Origin of the sequence: Lolliginicoccus suaedae, assembly GCF_008312885.1 — a bacterium.
GTDB classification, from domain to species: domain Bacteria; phylum Actinomycetota; class Actinomycetes; order Mycobacteriales; family Mycobacteriaceae; genus Lolliginicoccus; species Lolliginicoccus suaedae.
This window is the reverse complement of record NZ_VSSO01000001.1, coordinates 580738-606511: the sequence shown is the minus strand read 5'-3', so window position 1 is coordinate 606511 and position 25774 is coordinate 580738. Positions and strand designations below refer to the sequence as shown.

At 68.9% G+C, this 25774-nt stretch carries 27 protein-coding genes; 14 read left to right on the top strand and 13 right to left on the bottom strand.

Annotated elements, in window-relative coordinates; genetic code table 11:
* The first annotated feature begins 35 nt into the window (after positions 1-35).
* The 5 genes from FXO18_RS02775 to FXO18_RS02755 are packed head-to-tail and all read left to right on the top strand — an operon-like array spanning position 36 to position 4955.
* A complete protein-coding gene (locus tag FXO18_RS02775) occupies positions 36-689 on the top strand; it encodes a TetR/AcrR family transcriptional regulator (protein ID WP_149359526.1) in 654 nt (217 codons plus the stop codon).
* Complete coding sequence (locus tag FXO18_RS02770) at positions 676-2310, top strand: acyl-CoA dehydrogenase family protein (RefSeq protein ID WP_149359525.1); 1635 nt, start codon at positions 676-678, stop codon at positions 2308-2310. The genes FXO18_RS02775 and FXO18_RS02770 overlap by 14 nt, the downstream gene beginning before the upstream one ends.
* A complete protein-coding gene (locus tag FXO18_RS02765) occupies positions 2307-3092 on the top strand; it encodes a crotonase/enoyl-CoA hydratase family protein (protein ID WP_149359524.1) in 786 nt (261 codons plus the stop codon). The genes FXO18_RS02770 and FXO18_RS02765 overlap by 4 nt, the downstream gene beginning before the upstream one ends.
* Positions 3093-3111: 19 nt before the next feature.
* On the top strand, positions 3112-4137 hold the full coding sequence (locus FXO18_RS02760) for a crotonase/enoyl-CoA hydratase family protein (protein WP_235900471.1): 1026 nt from the start codon (positions 3112-3114) through the stop codon (positions 4135-4137).
* The gene (locus tag FXO18_RS02755) at positions 4134-4955 is read left to right on the top strand and encodes an SDR family oxidoreductase (RefSeq protein ID WP_149359522.1); all 822 of its coding nucleotides are present in this window, start codon (positions 4134-4136) and stop codon (positions 4953-4955) included. Before FXO18_RS02760 ends, FXO18_RS02755 begins: the two co-directional genes overlap by 4 nt.
* Before the next feature lie 104 nt (positions 4956-5059).
* On the opposite strand, the gene hchA is transcribed toward FXO18_RS02755, so the two are convergent.
* Positions 5060-5920: a glyoxalase III HchA gene (hchA, locus tag FXO18_RS02750; RefSeq protein ID WP_149359521.1), complete on the bottom strand. Its 861-nt coding sequence runs from the start codon at positions 5918-5920 to the stop codon at positions 5060-5062.
* Between the two features lie 193 nt (positions 5921-6113).
* On the opposite strand from hchA, the gene FXO18_RS02745 reads away from it, so the two are divergent.
* Entirely contained in the window at positions 6114-6575 is a 462-nt protein-coding gene (locus FXO18_RS02745) for a MarR family winged helix-turn-helix transcriptional regulator (RefSeq protein ID WP_235900403.1), read from the top strand.
* Positions 6576-6952: 377 nt separating this feature from the next.
* Here FXO18_RS02745 and FXO18_RS02740 read toward each other — a convergent pair whose 3' ends face one another.
* The gene (locus tag FXO18_RS02740; RefSeq protein WP_149359520.1) at positions 6953-7480 is read right to left on the bottom strand and encodes a DUF421 domain-containing protein; all 528 of its coding nucleotides are present in this window, start codon (positions 7478-7480) and stop codon (positions 6953-6955) included.
* Positions 7481-7630: 150 nt separating this feature from the next.
* Between FXO18_RS02740 and FXO18_RS02735 the strand changes: the two genes are divergently transcribed.
* Both FXO18_RS02735 and FXO18_RS02730 read left to right on the top strand, forming a co-directional pair.
* Positions 7631-8041, top strand: coding sequence for a four-helix bundle copper-binding protein (locus FXO18_RS02735; protein WP_149359519.1), 411 nt, complete (start codon positions 7631-7633; stop codon positions 8039-8041).
* Positions 8042-8125: 84 nt separating this feature from the next.
* A complete protein-coding gene (locus tag FXO18_RS02730) occupies positions 8126-9160 on the top strand; it encodes a coiled-coil domain-containing protein (RefSeq protein WP_149359518.1) in 1035 nt (344 codons plus the stop codon).
* A 44-nt stretch (positions 9161-9204) separates the two neighbouring features.
* On the opposite strand, the gene FXO18_RS02725 is transcribed toward FXO18_RS02730, so the two are convergent.
* Positions 9205-10356: an MFS transporter gene (locus FXO18_RS02725; RefSeq protein WP_187774146.1), complete on the bottom strand. Its 1152-nt coding sequence runs from the start codon at positions 10354-10356 to the stop codon at positions 9205-9207.
* A gap of 89 nt (positions 10357-10445) precedes the next feature.
* Between FXO18_RS02725 and FXO18_RS02720 the strand changes: the two genes are divergently transcribed.
* Both FXO18_RS02720 and FXO18_RS02715 read left to right on the top strand, forming a co-directional pair.
* Positions 10446-11027: a TetR/AcrR family transcriptional regulator gene (locus tag FXO18_RS02720; RefSeq protein ID WP_149359517.1), complete on the top strand. Its 582-nt coding sequence runs from the start codon at positions 10446-10448 to the stop codon at positions 11025-11027.
* Positions 11028-11130: 103 nt separating this feature from the next.
* The gene (locus FXO18_RS02715; protein WP_149359516.1) at positions 11131-11415 is read left to right on the top strand and encodes a hypothetical protein; all 285 of its coding nucleotides are present in this window, start codon (positions 11131-11133) and stop codon (positions 11413-11415) included.
* A gap of 235 nt (positions 11416-11650) precedes the next feature.
* On the opposite strand, the gene FXO18_RS02710 is transcribed toward FXO18_RS02715, so the two are convergent.
* The 6 genes from FXO18_RS02710 to FXO18_RS02685 all read right to left on the bottom strand — a co-directional run bounded on the left by FXO18_RS02710 (position 11651) and on the right by FXO18_RS02685 (position 17086).
* On the bottom strand, positions 11651-11947 hold the full coding sequence (locus FXO18_RS02710) for a hypothetical protein (protein WP_149359515.1): 297 nt from the start codon (positions 11945-11947) through the stop codon (positions 11651-11653).
* Between the two features lie 366 nt (positions 11948-12313).
* Positions 12314-12994, bottom strand: a complete 681-nt coding sequence (locus FXO18_RS02705; protein WP_149359514.1) for a response regulator — start codon at positions 12992-12994, stop codon at positions 12314-12316.
* On the bottom strand, positions 12991-14778 hold the full coding sequence (locus FXO18_RS02700) for an ATP-binding protein (protein WP_235900470.1): 1788 nt from the start codon (positions 14776-14778) through the stop codon (positions 12991-12993). Before FXO18_RS02700 ends, FXO18_RS02705 begins: the two co-directional genes overlap by 4 nt.
* A 2-nt stretch (positions 14779-14780) precedes the next feature.
* A complete protein-coding gene (locus tag FXO18_RS02695) occupies positions 14781-16253 on the bottom strand; it encodes a TrkH family potassium uptake protein (RefSeq protein ID WP_235900402.1) in 1473 nt (490 codons plus the stop codon).
* 69 nt (positions 16254-16322) lie between these two features.
* Positions 16323-16760: a (4Fe-4S)-binding protein gene (locus FXO18_RS02690; protein WP_149359512.1), complete on the bottom strand. Its 438-nt coding sequence runs from the start codon at positions 16758-16760 to the stop codon at positions 16323-16325.
* A complete protein-coding gene (locus tag FXO18_RS02685) occupies positions 16757-17086 on the bottom strand; it encodes a GNAT family N-acetyltransferase (RefSeq protein WP_149359511.1) in 330 nt (109 codons plus the stop codon). Before FXO18_RS02685 ends, FXO18_RS02690 begins: the two co-directional genes overlap by 4 nt.
* A 98-nt stretch (positions 17087-17184) precedes the next feature.
* On the opposite strand from FXO18_RS02685, the gene FXO18_RS02680 reads away from it, so the two are divergent.
* Positions 17185-17655 carry a GatB/YqeY domain-containing protein gene (locus FXO18_RS02680; protein ID WP_149359510.1) on the top strand — a complete coding sequence of 157 codons (471 nt, stop codon included), beginning with the start codon at positions 17185-17187 and terminating at the stop codon, positions 17653-17655.
* A gap of 290 nt (positions 17656-17945) precedes the next feature.
* Positions 17946-18605 carry a LysE family translocator gene (locus FXO18_RS02675; protein ID WP_149359509.1) on the top strand — a complete coding sequence of 220 codons (660 nt, stop codon included), beginning with the start codon at positions 17946-17948 and terminating at the stop codon, positions 18603-18605.
* Between the two features lie 157 nt (positions 18606-18762).
* On the opposite strand, the gene FXO18_RS02670 is transcribed toward FXO18_RS02675, so the two are convergent.
* The 3 genes from FXO18_RS02670 to FXO18_RS02660 all read right to left on the bottom strand — a co-directional run bounded on the left by FXO18_RS02670 (position 18763) and on the right by FXO18_RS02660 (position 22971).
* Positions 18763-20736 (bottom strand): heavy metal translocating P-type ATPase, encoded by a 1974-nt coding sequence (locus tag FXO18_RS02670; protein WP_149359508.1) that lies wholly within the window; start codon positions 20734-20736, stop codon positions 18763-18765.
* The gene (locus FXO18_RS02665) at positions 20733-21101 is read right to left on the bottom strand and encodes an ArsR/SmtB family transcription factor (RefSeq protein WP_149359507.1); all 369 of its coding nucleotides are present in this window, start codon (positions 21099-21101) and stop codon (positions 20733-20735) included. Before FXO18_RS02665 ends, FXO18_RS02670 begins: the two co-directional genes overlap by 4 nt.
* 157 nt (positions 21102-21258) lie before the next feature.
* Positions 21259-22971 (bottom strand): VanW family protein, encoded by a 1713-nt coding sequence (locus FXO18_RS02660; protein ID WP_235900401.1) that lies wholly within the window; start codon positions 22969-22971, stop codon positions 21259-21261.
* 137 nt (positions 22972-23108) lie between these two features.
* On the opposite strand from FXO18_RS02660, the gene FXO18_RS02655 reads away from it, so the two are divergent.
* Entirely contained in the window at positions 23109-23924 is an 816-nt protein-coding gene (locus tag FXO18_RS02655; protein WP_187774145.1) for an RDD family protein, read from the top strand.
* Positions 23925-23944: 20 nt separating this feature from the next.
* Here FXO18_RS02655 and FXO18_RS02650 read toward each other — a convergent pair whose 3' ends face one another.
* Complete coding sequence (locus FXO18_RS02650) at positions 23945-24496, bottom strand: dihydrofolate reductase family protein (protein ID WP_149359505.1); 552 nt, start codon at positions 24494-24496, stop codon at positions 23945-23947.
* Between the two features lie 232 nt (positions 24497-24728).
* Between FXO18_RS02650 and FXO18_RS02645 the strand changes: the two genes are divergently transcribed.
* On the top strand, positions 24729-25769 hold the full coding sequence (locus FXO18_RS02645; RefSeq protein WP_149359504.1) for a hypothetical protein: 1041 nt from the start codon (positions 24729-24731) through the stop codon (positions 25767-25769).
* Positions 25770-25774: the final 5 nt, after the last annotated feature.

Here is a 25774-nt window from a genome sequence, read left to right as displayed (position 1 = left end):
TTGACCCAAGCTATGAACTGGTGTTCACTTCTTCTATGGTGTACCGCCAGACACCAGCAGTCAAGGCCCGGCTCGACGAGACCAAGCGTGCCATCGTCACCGCCGCGACCGAGCTCATCCACGACCACGGCTACGCCGGATGCTCGATGGCCCGCGTCGCCGAGCGGGCAGGGGTCGCCACCGGCACGACATACCGGTTCTTCCCCAGCAAGGGGGAGCTGTTCGCCGAGGTATTCCGCAAGGCGGTCGCCCGGGAAGTCACTGCGGTGACGGAGGCCGGCCATCGCGCGCTCGCCCAGCACGGGCCACATCATGCGGCGCTCGCCGCCGTGCGCACGTTCTGCCACCGCGCGCTGAAATCACCGAGGCTCGCCTACGCGCTGCTCGCCGAACCCGTCGACCCGCTCGTCGACGCCGAGCGACTCGTGTTCCGCGCGGCATTCACCGACCTGTTCGCCCACGTCGTCACCGCTGGGATCGAGCGCGGCGACTTCCCGCATCAGAACGCGAGCATCACCGGCGCCGCGATCGTCGGGGCGATCAACGACGTCCTGCTCGCGCCGCTCACGCATCACGCCGACCCGTCCGCGACCATCGCCGAGCTCGAGGCATTCGTCTCCCGCGCCCTCGGCGCCACGACCGCACCGACCCCCAACCCCCGCGAGGACGCCAGCCATGCCCACCCATGAAGTGCTCAACCAAGCAGTGCAGGCCACCGGCCACAATCCGGCCAGCTATCCACCGATCGCCGAGGCCCTAGAACGGGCTGGCGCGCTCGAGCGCTGGCCAGAAGTGGAGCACGCTGGAGCGCTCGCCAGCACCCAGCACGCGCTTGATCTCGGTGACCTCGCCGAGGCGCACCCCCCGGTGCTCAAGACCCACGACCGGTACGGCTTCCGCATCGATGAGGTCGCCTACGATCCCGCCTACCACGAGCTGATGACCCGCGCGACGAGCCTCGGCCTGCACGGCTCACCGTGGATCGACACGGCCCCCAGCCCGCACCTCGCCCGCGCGGCGAAGCTGATCACGTGGGGCCAAGCAGACGCCGGCCACCAGTGCCCCATCTCGATGACCTACGCCGTCGTCCCGGCGCTGCGGCACAATCCGGAGCTCTCCGCGCGGTACGAGCACCTGCTCGCGACCCGCTCCTACGATCCCGTCCTCGCGCCGCCCGACACCAAGAAGTCACTGCTCGCGGGCATGTCGATGACCGAGAAGCAGGGCGGCTCGGACGTGCGGGCCAACACCACCCGCGCTGTCCTCCAGCCCGACGGCAGCTACCGCATCACCGGCCACAAGTGGTTCACCTCCGCGCCGATGTCCGACTTCTTCCTCACCCTCGCGCAAACAGACGCTGGGTTGACCTGCTTCTTCGTGCCGCGCGTGCTCCCGGACGGCACGCGCAACGCGATCGCGCTCCAGCGGCTCAAGGACAAGCTCGGCAATCACTCGAACGCATCCAGCGAGATCGAGTACGACAACGCCACCGGCTGGCGCGTCGGCGAGGAGGGGCGCGGGGTTCCCACCATCATCGAGATGGTCAACATGACCCGCCTCGACTGCACCCTCGGCACCAGTGTCCTCATGCGCGTGGGAGTGCAGCAGGCCACCTTCCACGCCGCGCACCGGCAAGCCTTCGGTGCCTATCTCATCGACCAGCCCGCGATGCGCAACGTGCTCGCCGACCTTGCTGTCGAGGCCGAGGCCGCTACCACGGTCGGCCTGTGGCTGGCTGATCTGACCGACAAGGCAACCAGCGGCGATGAGCGTGCGACGGCGCTGCGCCGCATCAGCCTGGCCGTCTCCAAGTACTACGTGTGCAAGCGCGGCCCGGTCCACGCCGGCGAAGCACTGGAATGCCTCGGCGGCAACGGCTACGTGGAGGAGTCCCGCATGCCGCGGATCTACCGCGAGGCCCCGTTGCTGTCGGTATGGGAAGGCTCCGGAAACGTCGCAGCCCTGGACACGCTGCGCGCGATGGCCAAGCAGCCCGAGACGCTGGAAGTGTTCCTCGACGAGGTGCGCGCCGCAGCAGGGGCCGACAAGCGGCTGGACCAGGCGATCACCGCGCTCGAGGCCCAGTTCACGGACTTCGACACCATGCAATACCGGGCTCGGAGCATCGTCGGCGCGATGGCGAAGGTGCTCCAGGGATCCCTGCTCGTGCGATACGGAAACCCGGCCGTGGCTGATGCGTTCACCGCGAGCCGGTTGAGCGAGAACTGGGGCGATGTGTTCGGCATCCTGCCCACCGGCATCGACACCGCAACGATCATCGACCGCGCGAACCCGGAGGTGGGAGCATGACCGTCACTGTGGAGAAGCGTGGGCCGATCACGATCGTCACCCTCGACCGCCCCGAGGTCCGCAACGCCGTCGACCATCACCACGCGCGCGCGCTGACCGACGCGTTCCAGGAATTCGATAACGACGGCAGTGCCTCCGTCGCGGTGCTCCACGGCGCGGGCGGCAACTTCTGCGCCGGAGCGGACCTCAAGGCCGTCGCCAAGGGAGACATCGATATCGCGGAGCCTGGAGACGAGGGTCCAGCCGGTATGGGCCCCACCCGTCTGCTGCTCGGCAAGCCCGTGATCGCCGCCGTTGACGGGTACGCCGTCGCCGGTGGGCTCGAGCTCGCCATCTGGGCCGACCTCCGGGTGGCTGATCCGCAGGCCACGTTCGGGGTGTACTGCCGGCGCTGGGGCGTGCCCCTCATCGATGGCGGAACGATCCGGTTGCCCCGGCTGATCGGGCAGTCGCACGCCCTTGACATGATCCTCACCGGTCGCCCCGTCGGTGCGGAGGAAGCCCACCGGATGGGCCTCGCGAACCGGATCAGCGCCGCCGGGAAAGCCCTCGACGAGGCCATCGAGCTCGCCGAGCAGCTCGCGCGGTTCCCGCAGACCTGCATGAGGCAGGACCGGCTATCGAGCTACGAGCAGGAAAGCATGCCGCTCGACGAGGCCATTGCCAACGAATGGCGGCGCGGCACGATCTCGCTCGTCGATGCGTTCTCCGGCGCGGGCAGGTTCGCTTCCGGCCACGGGCGCCACGGCAGCTTCACCGATTCCAGCGCGACCGACAAGTAGAGGGAAGCAAGTGGACCACATGGAGCATTCCGGCGACCGGCCCGCCGCGTGGCAGGAGAACTGGGCTGATGCGCCCGGCTCACCGTGGGCCGGGCGCCCATCGCCCGAGGATGAGCGAGCCTATCGCACCCTCACCTATGAGCGCGATGGCCGCATTGTCCGCATCACCTTTAACCGCCCAGAGCGCGGCAACGCCATCACCACCGACACTCCCGTCGAGCTCACGCACGCCGTCGAGCGCGCGGACCTCGACCCGCGGGTGCACGTCATGCTGCTCTCCGGGCGCGGCAAGGGATTCTGCGGCGGGTATGACCTGCAGGTGTTCGCCGAGAACGGTTTCGATTCCGCCGACGGACCGGATGGCGTGGCCGGGACCGTCCTCGATCCAGGGGTGCAGGCGAGCAATCACGACCCCCAGCGCACGTGGGACCCGATGGCCGATTACGCCATGATGAGCCGCTTCAACCGGGGGTTCGCGTCGTTGCTGCACGCGAACAAGCCGACCGTCGCCAAGCTGCACGGATTCGCGGTCGCCGGGGGCACGGACATCGCGCTGTACTGCGACCAGATCATCTGCGCCGACGACACAAAGATCGGCTACCCGCCCACCCGCGTGTGGGGCATTCCCGCCGCAGGCATGTGGGCGCACCGGATCGGCGATCAACGCGCCAAGCGGATGCTGTTCACCGGCGACTGCATCGACGGCAAGCAAGCCCAGGAATGGGGCCTCGCTGTCGAGTCCTGGCCCGCCGACGAGCTCGATGAACGAACCGAGGACCTGGTCGGCCGCATCGCGATGATGCCGGTGAACCAGTTGATGATGGCCAAGCTCGCCCTCAACTCCGCGTTGCTGGCACAGGGCGTCGCCAACTCCGGGATGATCAGCACGGTGTTCGACGGCGTCTCCCGGCATACCCGCGAGGGCTATGCCTTCCAGCAACGCGCGGCCACCGTCGGTTTCCGCGAGGCGGTGCGCGAGCGCGACGAACCCTTCGGTGACCACAAGCAGGCGCGGTCGGGCGGGGAAGAGAGCAGGGAATCGTGACGGCGAGCAGGCGCGTCCTGGTGACCGGCGGCGCCTCGGGCCTCGGCAAGGAAGTCGCCGTGGCGTTCCTGCGCACGGGCGCGCGGGTGCTCCTGACCGACATCGACGGTACGGCAGGCGAAGCCACTCGCGCGGAGCTCGCTGAGTCCGGTGGTGTGGTCGAGTTCCGCGCGCTCGATGTCACCGACGAATCCGCGTGGGCTGATGCCGTGCAGTGGTGCGCCGAGGAATGGGGCGGGCTCGATATCCTGGTGAACAATGCCGGTGTCGCCGCCGCGGGCCGGTTCGAACGGATCCCGGCCAGCGACTGGGACTGGATCCTGCACATCAACCTCATGGGTGTTGTCGCCGGATGCCGCGCGGTGACACCACTGTTCAAGCAGGCCGGTAGCGGCCATATCGTCAACATCGCCTCGATGGCCGGGGTGCTCAATGTTCCCGGGATGGCGTCGTACAACGTGTCGAAGGCCGGGGTCATCTCGCTGTCGGACACGCTCCGGCACGAGCTCGCGCCCTATGGGATCAGGACCACCGTCGTGTGCCCGTCATTCTTCGCCACCAATCTCGGCGACCGCATGCGCAGTCCTGATCCTGCGATGGTGGGGCTGATGGGCAAGCTCATGAAGTCGTCGAAGGTCACTGCGGCCGATGTCGCGCGACAGATCGTGCACGCGGTCGATCGCGGCAGGTACCGCGTCATCACCCATCCCGATGCGCGCCGGGCCGTTCTCGTGCAGCGATTCGCGCCAGCACTCGCTGCCCGGCAGCTTGTGGCCTACTGGGCGAAGCTGCGTCCCCGGCTCGAAGGCGGCGACTAGCGGGTGCTCGACTGCGCTACCTGCGATAGAAACTGCCAAACGCGATAGAAGCCGACCCGGATTTCGAGCGGCTGCTATCGCGTTTGCACCGAGGGTCGCGTGACTCAGTTGCCGAACTTCTCCAGAAGCGCGGCGACGGATTCCTTGCCGAGCTGGTTGGCGGCGAGCGGGCTGTCGCCGGTCAGTACATTGCGGTCGCGCGTGGTGGCGCCCGACATGTCGTCGTTGACGACCTCGATGCCCTCCGCCTCCAGGGTGGCTCCGAGCTTCCACGGCATCAAGCCGGGGAGGTAGCCGATCTCGATGTTTGCCCCGAAGTCGAGAGAATCAGGGAACGCCACGATCTTGTACCCGGCGAATGGGTTCTTCTCGCGATCGAGCCCGCCCGCGCGGAACACGGCAGGGCCGTGGCACAGGGTGATGATGAGGCGATCCGTCTCGAGGAAGAAATCCAACACCTGCTGGACGTCCTTGCTGAACGGGATGCCGTTCATCGCGCCGTGCCCGCCGGGGATGAAGATCGCCGCGTAGTCGTCGAGCCCCTCGGAGAGAAGGTCCCCGAGCCGCTTGGGAGCCTTGAACGCCTCGCTCGTGGCCTGCCAGGCCGACTTGATGGCCTCGTCCTCCTTCGGGAAGGCCCACCACTCGAACTTGCCGGGCGCGCCACCGACCGTGGCGACATCGATGCCGTAGCCCGCCTCGGCCATGTGGTGCAGGGGCAGCAGCGTCTCGACAGGGTGGTTGCCGGTGGAGAAGAACGTTCCGTTCTCCATCAGCATGTAGCGCTCCTCGGTGGCGATCACGAGGATCTTCCACCGGTCGCCGGTGTACTTCTCGTCGGTGGCGAGGCCGTCGAAGTTGGTCTTCGGCGCGGTGTACTGGCTCAGCGAGTAGGGGGATGGAAAGAAGGCATTGTGCTCCGCGGGATCGGCCGTGGGATTGCGATCTGTGGTGGTGTCAACCATGTTCGGGTTTCCTTCTCCTAGCGTTGCAGCGCCCGGTGGGCCGATTGGCCTCCGAGGTGCTCAAGCGATGCCGATGGATGCTCCGGGCGCGACCGGGGCATCGCTGGCCCGGGCGCGATCGTTTGTGTTTGCAACCATATGTGCAACATACCGTAGCGACACGGCGCGTACCAGGGCGTCGTACGATCAAGCGATGAGCGAAGACACCACCGCGCGCGAGGCATGCGACCTCGGATGGTCCATCGCTATGCTCGGGCGCCGGTACGCGGCCATCGTCGATCCAGTCTTCGAGACCTTCCCCAGAGGGGCCCGCGGCTACCAGCTCCTGCACACCGTCATCCACAAGCGCATCCCGACGCAGAACGCGCTGGCCGACTACCTCGGCATCGACCGGACCGTCATGCCGTACTTCGTTGATGACCTCCAGAGCGCGGGCTTCGTGCAGCGCCAGGATGATCCCAGGGACCGCAGGGTCCGCACCGTGATCGCCACCCCGGAGGGGATCACCCGGTACCAGGAGCTCTCCCAGCAAGTGCTGCGCGCGGAGCAGGCATTCTTCGACGGCATCGGGGACGAGGACCGGGCGGTGTTCGTTCATTCACTGTCGCTTCTGGCCCGCCTGTCGCGGGACGACACGTCTTCTCGGGGTCGCTGAGGGCCTCTCGCGCGGGCCCAGGCCTCTTTTCGCCGCTCATTTCGCTTCTGCGGCTTCGGTGCTCCGCTCGTGGCATGTTGCCCGGTCGCGCGCCTGCTAGCACCCCTCGTGCGGGGCATGTTTCATAACCCGCCAGATCGCTGAGTTTCGCATCATTAGTTATGAAACAAGGTTTTGCACCATCGTTGTCCCTGGTCGCCAATGTGGCTCCAGGGGCTCGTTCGTTGTGTGCCAAAAACGGACGTTTATGGAACATCGCGAATGCCTTCGCGGGATACCCGCAGATCACGGCGTTGCATGGCGATTGACGTTTTGTTGTGAGACGAACGCACGAACGAACGGACGCAACGAACGAAAGATGGAGCAAGCCGAAACAGCTAGGAGCCCTTGTCCTTCGCGCGCCCCCGCACATCGGACAAGCTGGTGCCCCCGCCCCGCGAGCTCGCAGGTATCACGCTCAGCGAGCCGTCCGTCTCGAGCACCACGGCCGCCACGTCCGCGAGATCACCGAGCCCCGTCGAGCGCACCGCCTGCCGCACCTCCGCCGGCGAGACCCGCTGGGAGCGCAGCGCAGCCTCGTGGAGCTCCCCGTCCTCGAGCAGCATCGTGGGCACGGAGGTCAACACATCCCGCGCCCCGGGAACACGACTGCTCACCAGCGCCGCGATGAACTGCAGCGCCGCGAGCAACACGAGCGCCACCGCCCCCTCGACAAACGAGACCTCCGAGCTCAGCAGGATCGTCGCGAGCGTGGAACCGAGAGCCACCGTGACGACGAAATCGAAGGCATTCAGCTTGGCCAGCGTTCGCTTGCCCGAGACGCGCAGAACCACCACGAGCACCACATAGGCGGCAGCGCCAACAGCAACGATGCGGAAAAGTTCATCCACCGTGTCGAACCACATGCGCTCCGGCTACCCGCGCGCCATGCGGGCAAACCGGACGAGCGTCAGGACGAGGACGCGACGTTTGCCCACATCCGCCCCGGGTAGGCACACCTCGGCCCGACCAAAGGCCACGCAGCCATCCAGGAACGGACGACATAGGAGGACATCATGGGCACACCATCGATCATGCTGGAGACCCACCCTGGCCCCGTGCGCATCGCCGGGGACCGTGACGCGCTCGTCTCCTGCATCGAGGCGTGCATCGAATGCGCGCAGGCCTGCACTGCCTGCGCCGACGCCTGCCTCGCCGAGGATGAGGTGGCCAGCCTTACCGGCTGCATCGCCGCAAACCTCGATTGCGCCACGATCTGCCGCGCGACCGGGCAGATCGTCTCCCGCCAGGGAGGCGCGAGCGCGCAAGTCGTGAAGGCCACCCTCAATGCCTGCCGCGCCGCCTGCGACGAGTGCGCGCGGCACTGCGAGGGCCACGCCGAGCAGTACGAGCACTGCCGCGCCTGCGCGCGCGTCTGCCGCCGCTGCGAGGATGCCTGCCGGGAGCTCATCGCCGCCATCGGATGACGGTCGCCAAGCACTGAACTATCCCGGCCACTAGCAGCATTCACGTCGGCCGGGGACTGCCCGGGCCTGGGGTAGTCTGTGCCCGTGGCCGCAACGAACACCGACAACGCTTCAGCGCCCACCCCGGTCGGCGAGGCACCTCCCACCGGGGGACGGGTCCGCAAGTACGCCACCGCGGCCGAGCGGGCGCGCGCGTGGCGGGCGCGCCAGGCCGAGAAGCAGCTCTCCGACGGCGCGCCCACCGATCCCGAGACGCCGGAGCAAGCAGTCGAGTCGCTCGCCGCCACCGTGCCCGCGCTGCGCGCCGCCACCGGACAGCACCTCCGCGAGCTCACCGCGGTGGCCGAGCGCATCGACAAGGCGCTGGCCCGCATCGCGGATCCCGCCGCGGTGGACGAGCAGCTCGAGACGATCCGTGCCGACTGCGCCGAGCAGGTCGCCCGCGCCCAGCAGGAGACCGCCACAACCAAGGCCGCGCTCGCTCGCGCCCGCGCCGCCGAGGAGACCGCCCGCGAGGAGCGCGATGAGGCCGTCGAGTCCGCCGCCCAGGCATGGGAGCGCGGCGAGCAGCTCGAGCAGCAGCTCCGCGAGGAGCAGGACGCCACCCGTTCCGCTACCGCCCAGCTCGAGGACGCGCGCCGCGAGTTCCACGAGCACATTGACACCATCGGCCAGGAGCATGCCCGCGCCCGCCAGGAATGGGAGTCCCAGCAGCACGATCGCGACGCCCGGCACGCCGCAGCGCTCGCGCGGCTGGAGCAGGCGCTGGAAGCGGCCCGTGACGCGACGGCCCGCGCCGAGGCCGCCCGCAAAGAAGCGTCCGAGGAATCGCGCGACCTGCGCGGCCAGCTAGGTGAGCTGGCCCGGGAGCTGCGCGCCGAGCAGGCCGCGCGCCTCGCCGATGCCCGCGACCACACCGACGCCCTCGACAAGGCCCGCCGCGATGCGCTCGAGGAAGCTGCCGCCAGCCACCGAGAGGCCATGGAGAACCAGCGCCAGCAGCTCGCCGACGCCCGCGAGCGCATCAGCGACCTGCGCGCCGATGTCACCGCCCTGCGCGACGAGCGCGACGCGCTCCGGCAGGCCATGAAGGATGCAGAGACCGCGAAACACGAGTGACGGCGTGCCCGGCCGTGCCTCTCATCGCGCGCCGCAGTCGCCAGCTAGGCCAGACGGCCCGCGCTGGCGGGAGCGGCGAGGGAAGGAGCCGAGGTGGCTCGCCGGGTCGCGGGAAGCACGGCGAGGAACCCAACCGCGGCCGCGATGCCGAAAGCCACGAGGGGCGATGTGCTACCCAGGATGACGCCGATCAATGCCGAGCCGATCGCCTGCCCGATGGCGAGAGCGATGAACAGCGCGGCGGTGCCTTGCGCGGCGTGACCGGGGACGACTCGCGATGCCCACACGATCAGCAGGCCGCAGACAGCGGTGTAGGTGGCGCCGAACACGGCCACGGAGATGTATGCAGCGAGGAATGCTGCCGGTGCCATGCCGAGGGCGATGGTCGAGGCGGCCATGGCCGCGGCAGTGAGGATCCAGGCGACCCGGAGGCCTGTCGCATGCGCGAGCCTTCCGGCGGTGGCGCCCAGGACACCGAATGCTCCCAGCACCATCCACGCGAGGATGGAGTACGTTTCGCCTTCCGCGCGGGAGTCGACCATGAGGGTGCGGCCGAAGGTCCATATCGCGGCGCTCGAGGCCCCCGCGAGCGCGGCCGCGGCAATGGGCAAGGCAAGCGATGCCAGGATCGGAGCCCGCTCGGGAGTGCTGAAGCGCTCGCCGACGGACCGGTCAGTGGAAAGGGTGGCGATGGTCGCCATGGCCGATAGGGCGGCGATGATCGCCCAGCCCGTGCGCCACTGGCCGAGCGTGAGGAGCATGAGGGTGCCAGCTACCACGATTCCCGCTCCGGTACCGGCATTGACGATGGTCTGGGCGCTTTCCCGGCGCGGTCGAGGGATGTTTCGCTCGATGAGCGCGACGAGTCCCGGCGTGGCGAACCCAGCCCCCGCGCCAGCGAGGATCACGCTCGGAGCGAGGATGATCGCGCTGGGGGCGGCCGCGATGCCTGCTGAGCCCAGCGCGGCTGTCGTGCCAGCGCAGGCGACGATGAGTCGCGGGCGGGCAGCGATGCGGGCGGCCGTCACTGCGGCGAGACAGAAGGACAGGAAGCTGCCCGACTGGATGAGCCCGGAGATGGCCGGTCCGATCTGGAATGCTTCGGCGAACCGGGGCAGGAAGAGCCCGTAGCCGAAGCGCGCGAGCCCGTAGGTAGCGGCGATCAAGGCCATGCCGCTGATCACGAGAGCCCGCATCGCGCCCCCTGGGAAAGTCGATTACCGGAACGCTCGTTTCACCGTACCAAAACGTGCGTTCTGTGTTGAGGGGTCACTAGGCTGGATTCGTGACCACGGACCAACGAGCTCCCGCCCGCGCACGGCTGCTCGAGGCAGCCGACCGAGTGCTGTTCGACCGTGGCATCCGGGGCACCCCGGTCGACGAGCTGCTGCACGAGGCCAGGGTCTCCACAGCCACCTTGTACACCCACTTCGGGAGCAAGGACGCCCTGGTGGCCGAAGCGCTGCGGATGCGCCTCGCGGAATGGAGGACCGCCTGGGACCGCTGCATCATCGCGGCCACTGATGACCTCGAGCGGTTGCTCGCGGTGTTCGACGCGCTCGCCACGTACCGCAGCGAGCAGCACCACCCGGCGCGCTGGTGCGCCTTCCTCGCTGCCGCTGCCGAGCTGCCGGCTACGACCGACGCTATCGGCGAGGTCCTCGCGGCCGACACTGCGTTGCTGGCCGATCGCCTCGTGCATCTCTCCCGCCCGCTCGCCGGGCAGCGCGCCCACGACCTGGCCGATGAGGTGCTCATCGCCTACAGCGGGACCCTCGCCGCCTTCCTCCGCGGCGCCCCCGCAGAGCCCATCGAGGCGGGACGGCGTCTGGCCCGCTCCGCAGCCGGCGCCTATAGACGCGAATGATCGCCGCGTCCCCTCGCTGAGGACGATCCGGCGGCGGATGGCCCTGTCGGCATGGGGTCGGAAGTCTCTATCCCGGGTCGCGGTTTCCGGCGAGCATCGAGGGATGAAGACAATCAGATCAACTGTCGTGGCTACTGCTATTGCAGCTTCAGCAGTCTTTGGAGGCGGTGCAGCGCTCGCGCAGCCCTCGGCACCGATGATGCAGGACACGAGCAGCCCGTGCGGCAAGGTCATGCAGTTCATGCACGAAAACCCGGAGATCATGCGCTTCAAGCATGAGCTGTTGCAGCAGAACCCCGACTTGATGAGAATGCACATGCAAGCAATGGGCATGATCTGTTCCCCGGACCAGATGATGCGGATGCGCCAGATGATGATGCAGATGTAGTGCCGGAAACGCGCTAGCTAGTCAGCATCCGTCGCGACAGCCATCCGCGCGACCCCGAATCGTCCCATGTTGTCGATCCTGTTGATCACCCCGGCGCTTTACTGCTCGGGCGATCGGATGATGCCCCCCATGCTGCCCCAGCCTGGCGGGATGATCCCCGCTTCCGGGGACGCGAATCACGGCTGGCCGACGATCTCGAAGGTGTGCGCCGCGACTGCGTTCGGCGGTTCCGAGCCTAGGTGCTGAGCGAATCGAACCAAAGCGCGGCACCACCGACAAGTGGCAACGGCAGCGCGGTGAGGACCCAACGAGAGAAGGGCGATCCGCTAACCATGATGGATGCGATGCTGAATGCGATGAGGCAGATGATGCACATCTGGGCAGTCGCCTGCAGGATGGCGGGACCGCTGAGGCTGAAGCACTCGGTCGTGCCTGACCGGGTGACAACGCAATGGGTGCCGCTGTGAAGCACGCGCAGGAGAACATAGCCCAGGGACCCAAGGACGGCCGCCGAAGCGATCAACCCGTTCACAAGTCGCATGATGATGGAAACGACTGCGAGACCTAATTTCATCACGCGAACTACTGCACCCTCCATCGGTATTGCGCGAGGTATTGATATTACCCTGTCGAGTCGTTCATGAATCCACGCGGGCCGTACGGGTAAATCATCGAGTGTCAGCGCGCTAGCGGTTGAGAAGCACAGGACTTTATCGCTGCGTTGAGAGGCGCGCGACACCTCGTAGATCGAATGATGCAGGTGCTCCGCGGAAGATCCCACTAGTCAACGAGAAGCACTCTGGAGAACGCCCCATTGGTTCTGTTTACGAGCTACCCCATCTGGGCAGTCGAAAGATCGGGTCCTGGTTCTCGGTATGTCACGGAGACGCCGCGTCCGCTAGCCGATGAACCGGTACCCCATGCCCGGCTCGGTGATGAGCACCCGGGGGCGGGCGGGATCGTCCTCGAGCTTGCGGCGCAGCTGCGCGAGGTAGACGCGCAGGTAGTGCGTCTCGGTCTCATACTCGGGGCCCCAGACGGTGGCGAGGATGTGCTTCTGGGTGACGAGCTTGCCGGTGTTGCGCGCGAGCAGCTCCAGGATGGCCCATTCCGTCGGGGTGAGGCGGATGATGGTCCCGTCGCGTGTGACGCGCTTGGCGGAGAGGTCGATGGCGAGCGAGCCAACGGTGATCTCGCTGCTGCTCGTGGTGGGTAAGGGGGCGCCACGGCGGATGGCGGCGCGCAGACGGGCCATCAGCTCGTCCATGCCGAATGGCTTGGTGACGTAGTCGTCCGCGCCCGCATCGAGAGCGATGACCTTATCGATGGAGTCGACCCTGGCGGAGAGCACGATGATCGGCATGGTGGTCCAGCCGCGCAGGCCATGAATGACATCGGTGCCGTCGAGGTCGGGCAGGCCGAGATCGAGGATGACGACGTCGGGCTGGTGGGCAGCGGCGGATCGCAGCGCTTCGGCTCCGGTGGTCGCGGTGCGCACGGTGTAACCGCGGGCAACGAGGTTCACGCGCAGAGCGCGCAGGATCTGCGGATCGTCATCGACGGCGAGAACCTCGGTCATGGGCGCGCCTCCGGGCCAGTAGCGGCGGGCAACGCGACCGTGACGGTGAGGCCGCCGCCGGGGGTGTCGCTGGCCTCGATGGTTCCGCCCATGGCGGTGATGAATCCCTTGGCGACGGACATGCCCAGCCCGATGCCAGTTGTGCGATCGCGGTCGCCATGCCGCTGGAAGGGCTCGAACAGCTGCGCTCGCGCGGCGGGGGAGAGGCCAGGGCCGTGATCGATGATCGCGAGCGAGACGCGGCCGTCGATGGGGCGTGCCTCGATGCTGACGGGCGCGCCACCGTGGCGGAGGGCGTTATCGGCAAGGTTCGCGAGCACACGCTCGAGCAGCCCGGCGTCGGCGAGCACACCGGGCAGATCGTCGGGGAAGCGCAGGGCGACAGCATTGCCGCCACGGACGCTGGCAAGAGCCCGCACGGTGACGTCATCGATGCCGTGGGGGCGGATGAGGGGCCGCACGGCGCCGGTGGCGAGGCGCGAGGAATCAAGGAGGTTGTCGACGAGATCGCGGAGCTGGCGAGTCGATTCGTCGGCAACGCTGAGCAGTTCGCGCCGATCCGCCGCTGTGATGGCCAGCGTGTCGTCCTGCAGCGTCCCGATGGCCATGGTCAGGGCGGTGAGGGGTGTGCGCAGGTCGTGGCCGAGCGCGGAGAGCAGCGCGGTGCGGAGCGCGGCGGCATCGGATTGCCGCCTGGCCTCGGCGGCTGTGCTGGTCATCTCCTGGTGGCGCAGCGCGAGGACTGCCTGCACCCCGGCGCTAGCGAGCATGGATCGCCGCGCCTCGTCGAGCTCGGGGCCGTCGAGCACGAGCGCGGTGGTGGCGTCGATGGGGATCTCCTGGCCGTGGGGCGACGGTGCGGGCGCGGGTTTCTCGCGAAGCTCCACCGAGCTCAGGCCGAAGTCCTCGCGGATCCGGGCGAGCAGCGTATCGGCCGGATTGTCGTCGAGGAGGATCGTGCGGGCGTAGGAGGACATGAGCGCCGCCTCGGTCCGCGCATGGGCGGCCTCGCGGGCACGGCTGGCCGATCGGTGAACGATGATGGCCACCGCAGCGGCAACGACTGCCATCACCGCGAGGGTGAACCGGTTGTGGGGGTCCGCGATGTAGGGCGTGTGAAAGGGCTCGGTATAGAACACGTTGAGCAGCAGCGCGCTGAGCGCCACCGCCGTCAGGGCGGGCCGCCACGCGCCGAGGAGGGCTACGGCAACGGTTCCGAGCAAGAACGTCATGGCAACGTCGCCGAGCTCGAGACGTGCCTTGAAAGGCACGAACCCGGCAGTGAGCAGCACGGGCACCAGGATGGCCGCCGCCCAGGCGGCACGATTGCGTCCACGGCCGAGCGCTGGCCCCCTTCCAGGGGCATGCGGTGGACGCTCCGACGGTGGCGTGGCCACGATCTGCACGTCGATCGCCCCTGCATGGCGGGCAATGGTCGTGGTGATACCGCGCCGCGCCGGCGAGCGCCCACGTGCTCCCGCGGGGTAGCCAACGATGATGCGGGTCGCGCCAGCGCCGCGGGCGAGCTCGAGCACGGCACCGGCGGCATCGCCCGCCACGACGGTGTGGAAGCTCGCTCCGGCGCGCGCGGCGTGCTCGCGCATCGACTCGACTGCCTCTGGCGGGGTGCCCTGGGTTCGCGGATCGAGCACATGCGCCACGAGCAGGTCGGCGCCGCAGCGCTCGGCCGAGCGTGCCGCGTGCTCGACCAATGCCTCTGCATCCCCGTTGCCGGAGACCGCCACGAGTACTCGATCTGCCAATGCTGCCCCCTGATCGATCATGCTCACCCCACGATGGGGCGTTCCGCGGGCAGCTCGTAGCGCCGTGGCCGCTCCTGCAGCGCGAGCGCGGACGCCACGACCACCGGTCCGATCCGGCCGATGAGCATGAGCGCGATCAGCACCACATGCCCAAGGGCAGGCAGGTCCGCGGTGATGCCCATGGACAACCCCACAGTAGCGAACGCCGAGATGACCTCGAACATCACCGCTTCGGCGCCATGCCCACTGATGGCGATCAGCAGGATCGTCGCGCCGATGATCGCGGCGACGCTGAGCAGCACGATCGTCAACGCCTGGCGCTGCACCGATTCCGGGATGCGCCGGCCAAGCGCATGGACGCTGGGCTGCCCGCGCAGTTCCGCGAGGATCACGAAGCCGAGGATCGCGAACGTAGTCACCTTGATGCCGCCGGCAGTGCCCGCGCTGCCGCCACCGATGAACATCAGCACATCGGTGATGAGGATCGTCGCCGAATCCATCTGGCCCACATCCAGCGAGTTGAAGCCCACGGTGCGCGGCGCGAGGCCCTGGAAGACCCCGGCGAGGATCTTCTCGCCCGTGCCTAGGGGCCCGAGCGTGGCGGGGTTGGAGTACTCGAAGGCAAGCACCGCGGCGATGCCGACGACGGCCAGCGCCCCGTAGGCCAGCACGGTGATGCGGGTGTGCAGCGACCATCGCGGGGGAGGGCCGGGGGGCAGGCCTGCCTTGCTGCGCGCGAGGCGTTCCCGCCGCAGGTGCCGCCCGATCTCGAGCAGGACGGGGAAGCCGATGCCGCCGAGCACGAACGCGGCGATGATGGGAAGCAGGATCCACGGGTCGCCCGTGAACGCCATCATGCTGTCCGCCCGCAGGCCGAAACCGGCATTGTTGAACGCCGACGCCGCATGGAACAGCGCGAACCCCAGGGCCCCGAGAGCCGAATCGGTATAGACGGCGTAGTAGCGCACGCCAATGATGAGCGCCACGATCGCCTCGATGGCGAGGCTCACCACCACCACGCCCACCGCCACCCGGCGCACATCGGCGAGCCGCAGCTCCTTGGTCTCGGCCTGCACGATCAGTTGCATGCGCATGCCCATGCGGCGCGCGACGACGATGCCGAGCAGCGAGGCCAGCGTCATCACGCCCATGCCACCGATCTGGAACAGCAACCCGATGACGATCTGCCCGAACACCGACCAGTAGGTGCCGGTATCGACGACGACGAGTCCGGTGACGCACACCGCCGAGGTCGCGGTGAACAACGCTGGCAGGGGCGCGGTCCAGTCGCCGGACGCTGAGGAGAACGGCAGCATCAGCAGGATCGTTCCGGTCAGCACGACCACCACGAAGCCGGTGCTGACCACGCGGGCTGGATGCCGGACGAACAGCCCGATCAGATGGCGGGCGCGCGAGGGCCCCGCCGCGCTACGCAGCATGAGCCTGGAGTTGTTGGGGCACTCATCCAGCGTGCGCAGCCGTGGGGCCGCGCGCACGGGCCTTGACGGCGTCCTGACGCGACGAGCAGCAGTCTTGATGCGTTCTTGACGCCGTGTGACGCGCGTCTACTCGTCGTGCCAGCCCGTGCAGTCGCCGTCCCCGCTGCAGTAGGGCGCGTTCGTGGTGCGTCCGCAGCGGCACAGCGTGGCGCGCGTCTCGGCACGCGGCCCGCTGCCGTCGTCGATGGTGAACGATCCCCTGATCCACAGCGGCTGGCCGGGCCCTGTGGTGATCGTGGCCCCGGCATCGCCCTGCTCGGCGGGACCGGAGGCGAGCTCGTAGTGCAGGGCCCCGGTGGGGCAGTGGCGAACCACGTCTGCCGTGGCAGCGGGATCGGCCGCGTGGGGCTGTATCCAGGGGCGGCGGGCGGTGTCGAAGACCTCCGGCAGGCCGCGCACGCATTCCGCGGCATGCAGGCAGCGATGCCGGTCGTAGGTGACGGTGATGCCGTCCGCCTCGTACGCCTTGATGCTGGGCTTCCCGGTCGCGGGCTTCTCGCTCATGACGACTCCTGGGTTTGCAGGCCGAACTTGCCGTGCAGCTGCGGCGGAACGAGCTCGGCATAGCCGGGATGCTTCTGGATGTAGCGCTGGGCGAACGGGCAGAACGGCAGGACCGCGAGCTCCCGCTCCCGTGCCTCGTCGAGCACCTGTCCGAGCAACTGGGACGCGAGGCCCTGCCCGGCGTAGGCCTTGCCGATCTCGGTATGGGTGAGCGAGATTCGTCCTTGCAGGATGCTGTACTCCACCGATCCAGCGACCTCGTTGGTGCCGTTGTCGAGCAACTCGTAGCGCTCGAGCATGTCGTTGTCGCGCAGGGTGAATGCCATGCGGGGCCTCCTGGTCACGTGCCTGATGCCTCCATGGTGCCGCAGCAGCGCGCTCATGGCAGGGGAACCGTCGGCCCCGGCGTATCGTGGGGGCCACTATGGCTGAGTTGAAAGCACGGATGCGCGCGGACCTGACGGCCGCGATGAAGGCACAGGACACAGAGACGAAGGCGACACTGCGCATGCTGCTCGCCGCGGTGCAGACCGAGGAAGTGGCGGGAGAATCGGCGCGGGAGCTCTCCGATGCCGAGGTCACCAAGGTACTGATGCGGGAGGCGAAGAAGCGCGCCGAATCGGCGACGGTGTACGCCGACGCTGGCCGGGAGGAGCTCGCGTCGAAGGAGCGCGCCGAGGGCGAGATCATCGCGCGCTACCTGCCCAAGCCACTGACCGATGACGAGCTTGCCTCCCTGGTCGACCAGGCGATCGAGCAGGTCGCTACCGATACGGGCGAGCGCCCGGGCATGCGGCAGATGGGTCAGGTCATGAAGGCCGCCAACGCGCTCGTGGACGCCCGCGCGGACGGGGCGCGGGTCTCGCAGGTGGTCAAGGCCCGCCTCGCGGGATAGGGGCGCGGGGGCCGCGGCGCCCCAGTCCCGGCCGCCGCTCGCGCCCCCGACCTGGCCGCCGCTCGTGCCCCCACGAGTGTGCGAAATGCGACACGCTTGGTCGCGAAAACTGTCGTTTCTCGCACACTCGCGGCGTCGACTGGCGCAGAAGTCGCGCTACCGCGATGCCCGGCCTTCCTAGCGGCAGCGTGAACCGGGCATGAACGGAAAACGAACGCTGCGGCCAGGGGTTGAACGCTCGAACCGCGATCTAGCTCGAACATTCGCAGCGCGGGCCCGCTCTGCCTGAATTGCTGCCGGACCGGCAGCCTGGGGAGTATTGGGTCATGACAGGCTCCGTTCTTCTGTTTGCGGGCATCGTGCTCATCGCTGTCGTTTCTCCGGGCCCCGATTTCGTGATCGTGCTGCGCAATGCCGTGGCAGGCGGAAGCCGATCCGGGATCGCGACGGCCATGGGGGTGGCGGTGGGCGTTTCGTTCTGGGTGGTGGCCGCCGCGGCAGGAGCGACCGCGCTGGTGTCGGCGTCGCCGATCGCGTTCGATGTCATCCGGTTCGCGGGCGCTGCGTACCTGGCGTACCTGGGAGCCCGCGCCATCATGCAAGCGTGGCGCGAGCGCGGAACGGTCAATGATCCGGGTGCCGACGCCCCGGCCCAGAGGCATCGGACTTCGTTCGGCCAGGGCTTGCTGTGCAATGTTCTCAATCCCAAGGCCGCTGTCTTCTTCCTGGCGCTGATGCCGCAGTTCGTCGGTGCCGACGGAGATTGGGCCGATATCGGTGTGCTGGCCGCGTCGGGCGGAATCGTCACCGCCGCATGGTTCCTGGCCGTTGCCATGCTCGTCGGTCGCATCCGGAAGTTGTTCCAGCGCAGGGCGGTCCGCGCTGCGGTCGGGACGGCAACGGGTTCGGTGCTGATAGGCCTTGGCGCCCAAGTCGCCTTGTCCACGTAGGAGCGCGTCGCGCCCCAGCCCTCGGCCCGAGCCCTCACCCCCAGCTCGCGGCCCCATGAGTGTGCGAAAAGCGACACGCTTGGTCGCGAAAGCTGTCGTTTCTCGCACACTCGCGGCACTAGCACTCAGCTCTCCCAGCAACCAGGCACCGCACCCCCTAGCAGTGGTCGCAGCAGCTCCCGCCGTCGTCGTCCTTGGCGAGCAGCCCGCTACCTAGTCCTCGAGGATCCCGCGCCCCGGAAGCCGCCACGGGAACGGGCACGGCCTCGGGAACGCCGCCGTCGAGCCGCCGGATGCGGGCCGCGCGGATGGCGTTGAGGATGACGAGCACTTCGGCGGACTCATGGATGAGCACGACCGTGGCGAGGCCGAGGAGTCCCGTCGCGGCGAGCGGCACGAGGATCGTGATGATCGCCAGCGACAGCGCGATGTTCTGCACCATGATGCGGCGTGCCCGCCGGGCGTGGTCGAGAACCTGGGGCAGGTGTCGCAGGTCGTTGCCGAGCAGCGCGCAGTCGGCGGCGGCGATGGCGGCGTCGCTGCCCATCGCGCCCATGGCGATGCCGGTGTCGGCGGTGGCGAGGGCGGGGGCGTCGTTGATGCCATCGCCGACCATGGCGGTGGTGCCGGTCCGCCGCAGTCCCGCGACCACCTCGGCCTTGTCCTCGGGCAGGAGGCGAGCGTGGACCTCGTCGATGCCGCACTCGGCGGCGAGGGCGCGGGCGCATGGCTCGGAGTCGCCGGTGAGCATGACGGTGCGGATGCCGCGGTCGCGCAGCTGCTTCACCACGGCGGGCGCTTCGGGGCGCAGCTCGTCGCGGACCGCGAGGATGCCGAGCACCTCGTCGGCTAGCTCGACGGCGACGACGGTAGCGCCGGATTCCTGCCACGCGCGCGCATTCTCCTCGAGCTCGGCGGGCAAGGGTATCCAGCCGGGTGCGCCGAGCCGTGCCGGGGAGCCGTTGATGCTTCCCATGAGGCCGCGGCCCGGAACGGCTTCCACGTCTTCGGCGTGGTAGCGGGTGGCGGCTCGGTGCTGGGCGGCCTCGACGATGGCTGCGGCGAGGGGGTGGTCGCTGCGTTCCTCGAGCGCCGCGGCGACGGCCAGGGGATCGGCTGCCTGCCCGGTGCCCTTTAACCCGGTGTGCTGGGTGCCGATCACGGTGGGGGTGTTGGCGGTGAGCGTGCCGGTCTTGTCGAGCGCGAGGATCGTGACGGCGCCGAGTGCTTCGAGGGCGCGTCCGGAGCCGACGACCATTCCGGCGCGGCTCGCCCCGCCGACGGCGGCGACGACGGTGAGCGGCACGGAGATGGCGAGGGCGCAGGGTGATGCGGCGACGAGCACGACGAGTCCGCGCTCGATCCACGTCATGGGGTCGCCGAGGAGCACTCCGACGACGGTGATGGCGGTGGCGAGCAGGAGGATCGCGGGCACGAGGGGCCGGGCGATGCGGTCGGCGATGCGCTGGCGGGCGCCGTGGTCCTGCTGGGCCTGCTCGACGATCGCGACGATGCGGGCGAGCGAGGAGTCGGCCACTTCCGCGGTGGCGCGGGCGGTGATGGCGCTGGTGCCGTTGATCGCCCCGGCAGGCAAGGCATCGCCGGGGCCTGCCTCGATGGGGATGGATTCGCCGGTGATGGCGGAGACGTCGAGGCTGGTGCGGCCCTCGGTGATGGTGGCGTCGGTGGCGGCGCGCTGGCCTGGGGCGAGGACGAGCGTGTCGCCGATGGAGAGCTCGGCGGCGGGGATGTCGCGGATCGTTCCGTCCCGCTTGACGGTGACGGTGGCGGGGATGAGCGCGTGCAGGGCGCGCAGGCTGCGGCGGGTGCGTGTGACGGCGAGGTCCTCGAGGCCTTCGGCGAGGGAGAACAGGATGCCGAGCAGGGCTGCCTCGGTGTAGGCGCCGAGCAGGACCGCACCGATCATGGCGATGCTCATCAGGGTGCCGACGCCGATGTGGCGGGGCAGCCGCGCGACTGCTCGTGGGACGAACGTGCTCGCGCCAACGAGGGCGGAGGCGAGGATGAGGATTGTCGACGGCAGGCCGCCCAGGGGGAGCGCTGCGGCGAGCAGGGCCGCGGCGAGCAGGGCCGCGCGGATCGTGGGGTGGCGGAGGGCCTCGCGGATCATGGCGTGCTCCCCTCGGTGGTGCCGAGCAGGATGCCGAGAAGCGATGCGGTCTCGGGGGCGAGGCGGTAGAGGACGAGCTTGCCGTCGCGGCGGGAGGTGACCATGCCGGCGGCACGGAGCTGGCGGAGGTGGTGCGAGGCGAGCGCCTTGCTGGTGCTGGTGATCCAGGACAGGTCGCAGACGCAGAGCTCACCGCCGCTGGCAAGGGCGGTGGCGAGGGCGATGCGGGTCGGTTCGGCGAGGCCACGGGCCTGCTCTGCGGCGCGTCGACGTTGTTCTTCGCTGGGGAGGCTGGTGCGGATGGCCTCGGCGCGGGGCAGGTCGAGGCAGAGCAGGTCGCAGGAGTCGGCCATCTCGGAAGTCATGCAAACAGTCTAACGAGTGTTTGCGTGAGCGTCAGGGCCTGGGTCCTGCTGGGGTCGGCAAGTGTGCGAAGAACGACAGGTTCGAGCACGGGGGGGTGTCGCTTATTCCACACTCGTGGACCCCTGCCATGCGGGCACGGGAGGCTCGGTAGAGGCGCTACTCGCACTCCACGATCGGCTGCGGGTCATAACGCACCGTGCGAGTGGTGCGGGAGATCTCCGCGCCTGTGAGGGCATTGCGCACCACGCGGGTATCGGAGGTTGTGAAGCCTTGCGCCCCGCTCGAGGGGTAGCAGTTCGGTCCCTCGGGAAGGGTGATGCGCGACGGGCTCGTGTAGGCCCAGCGGCCCCCGTTGATCGACTGCACGTTCACCGTCTTGGTGCCCCAGATGCGCACCGTCACGCTCGAGGAGTCGCCGAAGGACTGGATGAGGATGCCCGTGCTGTAGGGGTTGTGGAACTTCACATCGATCGCGCCCTCCCACACCGTCGCCTCGCGGCCCGCCGGATACCGCGAGATGTAGTACGAGTGCTCCTGGTGCTCCACATCGTCCATGCCCGCGAAGTACGAGGCGTTGTACAGCGTGGTGGCGAACTGGCTGATGCCGCCCCCCACCGCCTCCGAGGGCCGCCCGTTGAGGATGATGCCCGATTCGATGTAGCCCTGCGCGGTGCCCCGTGGCCCGGTGTAGCCGTTGAGCGAGAATGTCTCGCCCGGCTTGACCACTGCGCCGTTGACCTCGCGGGCGGCCTGGCGGATGTTCACCCCGGACTCGGTGGCGAACCCGCCGGTGGTGTACTCGGCGATGACCTCGTTGATGCCGAGCGCCTCGGCGTCGGCGGTGCGGAACTCCGCGATGATCTCCACGTACTCGGCGTCGACGGCACGCTCCTCGGTGCGCAGCATCAGCTCGTCGAACCCGTCGAGCGTTGCTTCCCAGTCGATCTCGCTGCCAGAGCGGTCCGCCACCACATAGGGGCCCGCGTTGCCCAGGGCCACGGTCGCGTCGCGCGCCGGGTACTCGGTGGAGGCCAGCTGGGGGGCGAGGATGCCGATCGCGGCCTCCTGGTCGAAGGAGTGCCGCAGCTCCGGGCCGTCCGCCTCGAAGCGCAGCACCTCGCCGACCTGCTCGGGCGGCAACGTCGCGGTGGTCCCGCTGGTCCCGGTGACCACGAGGGGAGTGGCGAGCGCGGGCTCGGCGATCTCGCGCATCGCGCGGTCGATGTCGTCCTCGGTGAGCTCGACGTCGGTGATGTCGGTCGGCAGCACCAGCGGCACGCCGAGGGGCCAGTCCTGGGCGATGATGCCGCGTGCGGTCTCGGCGAGCAGCTGCTGCCCCTGCTGGGGGATGATCGGGATGGCCCGGGCGCCCTCGAAGGCGATGCCACCAGGTTGCGGTTCCCGGTCGATCTCGCTGACGAGCCGCTCCATGGTTGCGGTCAGCGCCGCCTCATCGATCGTGCGGGCGGCGGGGACCTCTCGCTCCCGGAACAGTGAGGCCAAGCGGGTCAATGGGTTCAGGGGCTGGTGCGCGGCCTGCTCGACGGTCGCCTCCAGGTCGAACGAGAGGCCGGCCTCGGCAGGCACCACGGTGGTCTCCACGTCGCCGGCGAGCACGGGCACCGCGGCGGTCTCCCGATCGCTCAGCGCTTGCCGCAGCTCCGCGAGCGCTTCGCCGCGCTCCATGCCGCCGACCTCGACACCGAGCACCTCGGTGCCCCGCGCCATCTCGCCGCGGCCCAGGTAGAGATCCGCGCCATATGCCACGCCCATGAGGAGGAGCAGCGCCGTCGCGGCGAGGATGATGCGGCGACCGCGAGGCTTCCTGGGCTCGCTAGCGCCGCTGTTGTCGTTCTGCTCGTCGGTCACGCGTGCACGGCTCCCCTGATGATCGGTGGTCCCGATCCTATCCAATGCGTGCTGGTAGGGCACAAGCTTCCAGATCGCGTACACCGCGCGGTTCCGCTCCTGTGCGGGGCCGGGGCGGCACGGATACCGTGGTTGCCATGCCCGCACTCGTATCCGGCGAAGCGGTCCAGCTCGACCTGCGGCACGCTACCTTCGCCAGCCGCGGCGTCGCGATGGCCATCGATGTGACCGTGCAGCTCACCCTGCTCGGCACGCTTCTCGCCGTGCTGTTCTCGGCGCTGCCCGCGCTCGATCCCGCCGCCCACGCCGCGATCTCCCTCCTGCTCGTCATCCTGGTGATGATCGCCCTGCCCGTGCTGGTCGAGACGCTGACACGGGGCCGCAGCCTCGGCAAGGCCATCATGGGGCTGCGGGTGCTGCGCGATGACGGAGGAACCATCAGTGGCCGCCATGCCCTCGTGCGGGGGCTCGCGGGATTCTTCCTCGATTTCTGGGTGCTGGGCTTCTTCGGCGCGGTCGCGCTCGTGACGTCGCTGGCGAGCCCCGCGGGGAAAAGGGCCGGGGACCATCTCGCGGGGACCATCGTCGTGCGCGAGCGGCTCGCCCCGGTGGTCGCCGCAGCGGGCAGCAACCCTCGCGGCCGAGCGGACTGGACCCGCACCGTCGATCTCACCGATGTCGGCCCGGCGTTGCACCAGTCTGCCCAGCAGTTCCTCGCGCGCCGCGACTCGTTCTCGGTGGCCGCGCGCGATCGCATCGCTGCTGATCTCGCGGCGAGCTTGCTGAAGCGCACCGGAGCCACGCCGCCCGCAGGACTGCCGGACGAGGATGTGATCAGCGATCTCGTGGCCGAGCGCCGGGCCCGTCTCGCCCGCCCCCGGAGCCAGGCGGCCCCCGCGCCCCGTTCCGGCGGCCCCGCCAGCGACGACCCCTGGGCCGCGCCGCCACGCTGACGGTTCCGCGTGCCCGGGCGTCAGTCGGCCAGGTAGCGCAGCATCACCGCGGTGTCGAAGTGCCGCGTTTCGGCCAATCGGAGCCGGATGCGCTTGTCCAGTGGCGGGAACAGGGGCGTGCCTCCGCCGAGAACCACGGGCGAGATGAAGAGCTGGTACTCGTCGATGAGCCCGTGCGGCATCAGCGACGCCGCCAGTCCCGCGCCACCGACCTCCATCGCGCCATCGCCACCGGCCTTGAGCCCGCGCACCACCTCGACCGCGTTCTCGCTGACCAAGGTGCTGTTCCACTGGACCTCGGCTAGCGTCCGGGAGAACACGAACTTGGGCTTCTCGGTCCAGAGCCCGCCGAACTCGCGCTCGATGGGCGGCGCGTCCTCGGTCACGCGCGGCCAGTACTCGGCCATCAGCTGGTACAGGCGTCGGCCATGCAGCGAGATCTCGATCTCGCGGTACCTGTCGTTGTGGTACTGGTGCAGCTCGTCGTCCGGTTCGGTCCAGTCGATGCTGCCGTCGCGATCGTTGATATAGCCATCGACGGAAACGCCGATGGGATAGATCAGTTTCCTCATGATGGGGTAGACCTCCTGCGCGCTGGGATCTCATCGTCGCAGGAGCGCGCGATCCGCGGCCGGTTCCGGGCGAATGGAACGGCCCGGGCGCAACGGCCCGGTGGGCGTGGCCGCCCGCGCTGCGTACGCGGCCAAGGGCTGGCAGACTCTGAGTTCACTGAGGCGAACCAGCCGGAGGGATCCACGTGGCACCAGCTGGCTGGCGCGTCCTGACACGATCGAAGGGGGAACGATGACCCATCCACCGGGCTCGAATCCAGGCAGCGACGATCCACGGGGGAACTGGCCACCACCACCCGGCTACGAGCCACCACCAGGTGCCGCGGCGGGACCGCAGGACGGCTACGGCATGCCCCCCATGCAGCCAGTGGACCCGGCACGCTTCGGCGCGCCCCGGCCCGGCGTGATCCCGCTGCGTCCCCTCGGCGTCGGCGAGATCCTCGACGGCGCGGTCAAGACAATGACCCGCTACGCGGTCGTCATGTTCGGCCTCACCGCGATCCTGGTCACCATCGGCCAAGTCATCGCGACCGTCGCGCAGATCCCCACCGCTGACGTGGCGTTCGATCCAGCCGCGATGGACACCGCGCCGGAAGGGATGGCCGGATGGGTCGGGGGCCAGCTGATCGCTGCGGTGATCTCCGGGCTCGTCACGATCGTGCTGCTCGGCATGCTGACCACTGTCGTCAAGACAGCCGTGCTCGGCGATCGCATCACCATCGGGGAGACCTGGACCGCGGCTCGCCCGCACTTGCTGCGGATCCTCGGCCTGTACCTGCTCGGTGTCGTCGCGGGGATCACGCTGGTCGCTATCGTGACCGGGAGCTTCTTCGTGCACTGGGCCATCGGCATCGTCGCGGTGCTCGCAGCCCTAGCGCTCGTGGTGTGGGTGGGCGTGCTCGTCTCGCTCTCCGTGCCGGCGCTGGTGTTCGAGAAATCCGGTGTGATCACAGCCATCAAGCGCTCGATCGCGCTGGTGCGCGGCACGTGGTGGCGGGTGCTGGGCGTGCTGCTGCTCGTGATGCTCATTGTCATCGGTATCAGTCTGATCTTCATGATCCCGTTCGGGATCCTCAGCGGAATCGCCGGCTACGCGACGGCCAGCAACGTCCCGGTGCTCGTCATCTCGGCGATCGGAGGGATCCTGTTGTCCATCGTCGTCACGCCCTTCTCCACGGCAGCCACCTCGCTGCTCTACGTCGACCTGCGCATGCGCAAGGAGGGGCTCGACATCGAGCTTGCCCGCGCTAGCGGGGAGCAGGGCGCCGGGTAGCCAAG

Bases quoted from the DNA above. Each gene is read 5' to 3' on its own strand.
- FXO18_RS02700 (WP_235900470.1), bottom strand. From the start codon at position 14,778: ATGATCGATCAGGGGGCAGCATTGGCAGATCGAGTACTCGTGGCGGTC.
- FXO18_RS02680 (WP_149359510.1), top strand. From the start codon at position 17,185: ATGGCTGAGTTGAAAGCACGGATGCGCGCGGACCTGACGGCCGCGATG.
- FXO18_RS02775 (WP_149359526.1), top strand. From the start codon at position 36: ATGGTGTACCGCCAGACACCAGCAGTCAAGGCCCGGCTCGACGAGACC.
- FXO18_RS02715 (WP_149359516.1), top strand. From the start codon at position 11,131: ATGAAGACAATCAGATCAACTGTCGTGGCTACTGCTATTGCAGCTTCA.
- FXO18_RS02650 (WP_149359505.1), bottom strand. From the start codon at position 24,496: ATGAGGAAACTGATCTATCCCATCGGCGTTTCCGTCGATGGCTATATC.
- FXO18_RS02735 (WP_149359519.1), top strand. From the start codon at position 7,631: ATGGGCACACCATCGATCATGCTGGAGACCCACCCTGGCCCCGTGCGC.
- hchA (WP_149359521.1), bottom strand. From the start codon at position 5,920: ATGGTTGACACCACCACAGATCGCAATCCCACGGCCGATCCCGCGGAG.
- FXO18_RS02655 (WP_187774145.1), top strand. From the start codon at position 23,109: ATGCCCGCACTCGTATCCGGCGAAGCGGTCCAGCTCGACCTGCGGCAC.
- FXO18_RS02705 (WP_149359514.1), bottom strand. From the start codon at position 12,994: ATGACCGAGGTTCTCGCCGTCGATGACGATCCGCAGATCCTGCGCGCT.
- FXO18_RS02740 (WP_149359520.1), bottom strand. From the start codon at position 7,480: ATGTGGTTCGACACGGTGGATGAACTTTTCCGCATCGTTGCTGTTGGC.
- FXO18_RS02725 (WP_187774146.1), bottom strand. From the start codon at position 10,356: ATGCGGGCTCTCGTGATCAGCGGCATGGCCTTGATCGCCGCTACCTAC.
- FXO18_RS02770 (WP_149359525.1), top strand. From the start codon at position 676: ATGCCCACCCATGAAGTGCTCAACCAAGCAGTGCAGGCCACCGGCCAC.
- FXO18_RS02765 (WP_149359524.1), top strand. From the start codon at position 2,307: ATGACCGTCACTGTGGAGAAGCGTGGGCCGATCACGATCGTCACCCTC.
- FXO18_RS02760 (WP_235900471.1), top strand. From the start codon at position 3,112: ATGGAGCATTCCGGCGACCGGCCCGCCGCGTGGCAGGAGAACTGGGCT.
- FXO18_RS02670 (WP_149359508.1), bottom strand. From the start codon at position 20,736: ATGATCCGCGAGGCCCTCCGCCACCCCACGATCCGCGCGGCCCTGCTC.
- FXO18_RS02690 (WP_149359512.1), bottom strand. From the start codon at position 16,760: ATGAGCGAGAAGCCCGCGACCGGGAAGCCCAGCATCAAGGCGTACGAG.
- FXO18_RS02685 (WP_149359511.1), bottom strand. From the start codon at position 17,086: ATGGCATTCACCCTGCGCGACAACGACATGCTCGAGCGCTACGAGTTG.
- FXO18_RS02665 (WP_149359507.1), bottom strand. From the start codon at position 21,101: ATGACTTCCGAGATGGCCGACTCCTGCGACCTGCTCTGCCTCGACCTG.
- FXO18_RS02645 (WP_149359504.1), top strand. From the start codon at position 24,729: ATGACCCATCCACCGGGCTCGAATCCAGGCAGCGACGATCCACGGGGG.
- FXO18_RS02745 (WP_235900403.1), top strand. From the start codon at position 6,114: ATGAGCGAAGACACCACCGCGCGCGAGGCATGCGACCTCGGATGGTCC.